Genomic DNA, 1,363 nt, shown 5'->3' on the forward strand with positions numbered 1-1,363 from the left:
ACCCGGCACCAGCTTCGAGCACAAGGCAGGCAACTGACATGTCGACGCAGCCCCGCACGATCGTCACCGCAGGTCCGACCCTCACCGCGGCCGAGATCCGCCACTACCTGCCCAATGCCGAAGTGCGGCCGCCGGTGGCCGCGGACCAGGTCCTGCGCTGGGGCCTGCGGCCGGGAGACCGGCTGCTGGTCATCGACGGGCTGTTCCTGCACTCCCGGGCGGTACGCCACAAGGAGCTGCTGGCCCTGATCGACCAGGGGGTCGAGGTGTACGGCGCTTCCAGCATGGGCGCGCTGAGGGCGGCCGAGCTCGCGCCCTTCGGCATGGTGGGCATCGGCAGCGTTTTCCGGGCCTACCGCGACCAGGAGATCATCGGCGATGACGAAGTCGCGCTCCTGCACGCCGACGCGGACGCGGACCACCGCCCTCTGAGCTGGGCCCTGGTCGACTTCCGGCACGCGGTGGCGCATGCGCGGCGCACCGGGGTCCTCGGCCCGCGGACGGCGGAACTGCTCGTCGCCACGGCGGCGGAGATGCCGTTCACCGCGCGTGACAGCGCCACGATCCTCGCGGCCGCGCAGGAGAGCGGGGCCGACCGGCGCCAGCTGGACGCCTTCCGGTCCCGCTACGCGAAGGGCGGTCCGCGCATCAAGCGGCGCGACGCCCTCACCGCCCTCCGCTACCTGGCCCTGCGGGCATCGGCCCACCCGGAGGCGGGGACCGCCCCGGTCGCCCGGGGCAACCTCACGTACCGGGGAGCGGCCACGCCGCTGGCCGAGACGGTGTACCTCCGCTCCTGGCGCAGCACCCCGCTGCCCGACGGCTGCGGTACGCCGGACGGCGGGCGGCCGGCGGAAATCGGCGGCGAAGAGGTCGTCGAGGCCATGGCCCTGTCCTGGCCCGGTTTCCCGGCGTTCCTGCGCGAAGTGGCGGCCGCCCGGCTCCTGGAAAGCCTCGGCTCGGGCCTCGACGGCACCGCTCCCGGCACGGACTGGCCGGCGCTGTCGGCCCGGCTGTCGGCGCACCTGCGGGAGCTGGGCCTGCCGGCCGGCCCCGGTGACGCGCGGCGGCACGCGGCGCTGGTACGGCCGGCCGAGCGCCGGCTGCCCTGGTCCGAGGCGGGGCCGCTGCTCGCGACGCGGCTGTGGCGCACCACCAGCCTGCTGGACTGGATGACCCCCGTGGTCGCCGCTCTGGAACACCACCCGGTCTTCGCCGAGACCGCGGCGGCGCTGGTCCGCGCCCGGGCGGAGGGGTCGGTGTCGGCGGCGGACGAGCAGAGGCAGACCGAGGTCCAGTGCGGGCGGCTGCTGAACGCCTGGCAGATCGGCGATGCGGACGACCTGCTGCCCGCACTGCGTGC

General features: G+C 75.3%; 1 protein-coding gene. It reads left to right on the forward strand.

What is annotated here, in order from left to right; translation table 11 throughout:
* Positions 1-38: 38 nt before the first annotated feature.
* On the forward strand, positions 39-1,363 hold a 1,325-nt coding region (locus tag ACFV0Q_RS41650; protein WP_385013326.1), incomplete at its 3' end, for a TfuA-like protein.

This window comes from Streptomyces sp. NPDC059564 (genome assembly GCF_042735575.1).
GTDB lineage: Bacteria > Actinomycetota > Actinomycetes > Streptomycetales > Streptomycetaceae > Streptomyces.